At 36.9% G+C, this 4,140-nt stretch carries 4 protein-coding genes; 3 read left to right on the top strand and 1 reads right to left on the bottom strand.

The annotated features are described in order from the left end of the window. Positions 1-206: hypothetical protein (locus IW16_RS27045; RefSeq protein WP_034751728.1), on the top strand; the 206-nt coding region annotated here is incomplete at its 5' end. Here the strand turns inward: IW16_RS27045 and IW16_RS25465 are convergent. Next, positions 199-1,128 (bottom strand): hypothetical protein, encoded by a 930-nt coding sequence (locus tag IW16_RS25465; protein WP_034751730.1) that lies wholly within the window; start codon positions 1,126-1,128, stop codon positions 199-201. The genes IW16_RS27045 and IW16_RS25465 overlap by 8 nt on opposite strands. Before the next feature lie 266 nt (positions 1,129-1,394). Here IW16_RS25465 and IW16_RS25470 point away from each other — a divergent pair, with 266 nt between their 5' ends. Next, positions 1,395-2,933: an IS1182 family transposase gene (locus IW16_RS25470; protein ID WP_034751733.1), complete on the top strand. Its 1,539-nt coding sequence runs from the start codon at positions 1,395-1,397 to the stop codon at positions 2,931-2,933. Positions 2,934-3,247: 314 nt separating this feature from the next. Beyond that, entirely contained in the window at positions 3,248-4,132 is an 885-nt protein-coding gene (locus IW16_RS25475; protein ID WP_394332466.1) for a tyrosine-type recombinase/integrase, read from the top strand. Positions 4,133-4,140 lie beyond the last annotated feature (8 nt).

Below are 4,140 nucleotides of genomic sequence, written 5' to 3' on the forward strand. Positions count from 1 at the left end.
CTGCAGCGAAGAAAAACCTGCAGAAAACCACTCATAAAGGCTACCAAATGCCACAAAAAAAAGCAGTCATTCCAAAAAACTGCTTTGTTACCCTAAATCCTAAAATCGAAAACTCCATAGACGGCCAAAAAAGCTCCCGGAGCTTCCGTTCAACGGGCTTTCATCTCGTGTCCTGCGGACAAGACGAAAGCTTAGTTATTAGCTGATGTTTTTCTTAGGTTTAAAATTACTAAATAAATAACCTAAAATTGCTCCAATGATTGTCACTAAAAGCGAGAAAATGATATTAGAATAAGTATTCATTTTATCTTCTAACTTTTCTACTTTAAGGTTGTTTAGTTCCTTTTCTCTATCAATTATTTGATTTAATCTTTCAAAATGATTATCTATTTTTTGTAACTCAAGAATATTCTTAGGGTCTTGAGTTATTAATTTTTCAATATTTATTAATCTTTTCTTAATTTGTTCGATTTCTATATCTGTTTTAGTAATAGTATCCTTTTTTGAATCAATGATTGACAGCTGAAGTTTTAGCTTTTCAAGTTCTTTATAAATATTTGAATTTACAATATCATTTTCTTTCTTAGTCTTAGTATTATCAAAATTAAAGATGTCCAAACTTTGGGTCAAAAGCATTGCAATTATAAGAGAAACAATTGCAGTTGCTAATGTTGTGGTTAAAACATTTTTCTTATTAATGTTTTCTTTTTTTTCTTCTTCTATTATAGATTCTAAATCAGCTTTTTCATCGGCTTTTCGTTTAGAAATTAAAGTTTGAAAATTCGGAAATTCGTCCTTGCTAACATTTATCAATTCACTATTGAAAAGTGTATAAATAGAAAAATCGTCATTCGTCTCATTCGGTGTTACAACATAGAATGTAGCATCTTTTTGACTCAAAACTTTTTTATATAAATTATAATTTTCAATATCATCATTAGAAATATTGTTTCTAAAATCTATTAATGCTATATAATTATTGGTTTTTGTATCTAAAATGGCTAAGTCTGCATAGATTATACCTCCTTTATCAACATAGTGATAATTCAATAAGAAAGAGTCATCAGGAAAATTTTTATCTGATTTTAAAAATTGAATAAATTTATTTTTAATGAAGAGTTCTGTCATAAAATATCAGCTAACGGGCCGCGGCTTTGCGATAGTGGCGGATTAGAAATCCTAAACTTTCAATTTTGCACTAAGATAAGCAACAGCCTTTTATTATTTTCTAAATTTATGAAAAAAGGAAATATAAAATGCTGTTGCGACTAAAAATGATCAAACTTTCTATATTGCCCTTAACTCGCCATTTCGCAAAACCGCTGTGCTTGTTGCACAACTCAAATATAGTAAAAAACTCTTTGTGTTGTGATGTTTTTTTGGTAAATTTATATATGCAGGGACGAAAAAATTTTACACCACAATTATTCTATGAACTCAGCTTAGATCGGCTGGTTCCCATGGATAATTTTTATAGAAAAATCAGTTTTGAATTAGATTTTCAATTTCTATATTCAAGCACCAAAAAATATTACGGCACAGAAGGTCATCAAAGTATTGATCCGGTTGTGTTTTTTAAAATCTTATTGGTAGGTTACCTCAATAATATCAATAGCGACAGGGCTTTGCTTCGCTTTTGTAGTAATTGCTTAGATGTGCGGTTGTTTTTAGGATATGATCTGGATGAAGAACTTCCTTGGCACAGCACTATTTCTCGTACAAGAGGTCTTTTGGGAGAGGATGTTTTCCTTCAGCTTTTCCGGAAAATCCTGAGTTTATGTATAGAAAAAGGAATGGTGAGAGGCAAACGTCAGGCGGTAGACTCCGCTTTCATCAAAGCCAATGCGAGTATGGATAGTTTGGAGGAGAAAGAAGTTTTAGACGATGCGAGTGCTTTTGTTAATGAACTGGAAGAAAATTCTGAGTATAAAGTGACGACCACGCGTAAAAAACTCGTCAATCAGCACCATAGCTGGAAAGAAGAAGCTTATAAAGGCATGCCTGGTAATACTAAAAGCGAAAGAAAAGATGAAGATGGTAACGCAATTAGGCCCAAATTTTTAAGTAACCATACGCATTATTCTCCCACAGATCCCGATGCAAAAATCTCTGTAAAACCAGGGAAAGCCAGACAGTTGAATTATTCTGGACAAGTTTCAGTAGACGATGCTTATCACGTGATTACAGGAGCCTGCGGAAGTACTTCTGGGAGTAAAGATTCAGCAATTTTTAATGAAATTATGGATCAGACTTTAGCCAATTTTAAAGAAAACCACTTACAACCCGATGAAATTTTAGCCGATGCGGGTTACAGCAGTGGAGAAAGTTTAAGCTATTGTCAAAAACGCGGTATTAATGCTTTTATCCCCAATTTTGGACAGTACAAATCTCATCGTGATGGTTTTGTTTTTAACCAATCAGAAAACCGCTACGAATGCACAAAAGAAGGAGGGAACAAGGCTTTTTTACCATTCAAAAAAGAAGCGATTGATTCTAAAGGCTACAGAAAAAAAGTCTACCGAAGCAGCGAAAAAGATTGTGGGAAATGCCCACTTAGAGAGGTTTGTTGTGGTAAAGTGACGAAATTTAAAAAGCTTGACGACAGCATTCATAAACCCCTTTACGATGCCATGCACGAAAAGCTGAACAGAGATAAAAACTACACAAGATACCTCACCAAACGCCGGAGTTCTACGGTGGAGCCTGTTTTAGGCACGCTTATCAATCATCATTCGATGAAACGCATCAATGCTCGCGGCATAAAATCTGCCAACAAGCATGTTTTGATGGCGGCATTATCTTATAATTTAAAGAAACTACTGAAATTTTCTGCCCGAAAAGTAAAAATCAAAGCTCAAATTCAAGACCTTCCCAAAGTAAAGTCTTGGTTTTTGTCCAAACTGCAAAATACGAGTGTTATATCTCTGAATTAAGAGCCTCAAAATATTAAAAATCTACCTGCCAAAAAAGCAAAAACCTCTCTAAAATCGCTTCTAAAGAGGTCATATTTATTTATAAGTTTTGAAAAATAGGAGTTGTGCAACGGTTACCGATGTTGAACTAAACCTCCGGTAGCTTTTCCCTTCGCTGTTTTATTAACTTTGGTAAAACAACAAAAAATCTTTAAAATGGCTACAAAAAAAAATCTCCGGAGGAGTTAAGGGTAAACAAAATTCTGAACCGCGCCTCGAGCGAAGTTAGTGGTTTTGCTGAACTGCTGCAACGCTTTGAGCGGAATATTTCTATCCTGGGCAGGAGCCCCAGAACCTTTGATAATTATTCCCGTCATGTGGCGGCCCTGGCGCTGCATTTTAAAACCCTGCCTACCGAGTTGGATCCCGAACAGGTCAAAGATTATCTTTTTGAACTGCAGCGGCGGAGCAGAACCCCTTCGCAATCGTATTTTAAGCATACTGTATACGGTCTTCGGTTCCTGCTGAAAACTGAGGGTTTGCCTTATAGTTTTCTGCACCTTCCCACCATTGCTAAAGTGAAGAAACTTCCTGTAATCCTGAGTCGGGAAGAGATCTGGCGTATGCTTCAGAGTGCCGAACTCCTGAAACATAAACTGCTCATCGGTCTGATATACGGCTGTGGACTGCGCTGCATGGAAGTAAGGAATATCGAACTTCAGCATCTGGATTTTGACCGGAAGATGTTGCATGTTGTTCAGGGTAAAGGGAGCAAAGACCGTTACGTTCCCTTGTCGGAACATTTGATCCGGGGACTGAAAACCTTCATCAGTATTGAGAATCCGGTTCAGTATTTATTCAATGGAAACCATAACAGGAATATTGAAGAGATTGATGCGCTCAGCACAGGGGCTTCATGGTCTGCCAGCAAAGATTTCGATTCCCGCTACAGCCAGCGCGGTGTGCAGTGGGTAATAAAAACCATTTCTAAAAAAGCCGGCATCACCAAAGACGTTCACACCCACACGTTGCGGCATTCTTATGCCACACACCTTTTGGAAGACGGCGTTCCGATCATCATGGTACAGAAACTTCTGGGTCATGAGCGTATTGAAAGTACAATGGAATATCTTCATGTGTGCCAGCTCTCGGACCAAAAACCGCACAGTCCTTTGGATACGGTATTTACTTTATGCAGCAGGAATGCAGGCCCGAAGTAAAGGTGCGA

The sequence above is a fragment of the Chryseobacterium vrystaatense genome (genome assembly GCF_000737765.1).
Classification (GTDB): domain Bacteria; phylum Bacteroidota; class Bacteroidia; order Flavobacteriales; family Weeksellaceae; genus Chryseobacterium; species Chryseobacterium vrystaatense.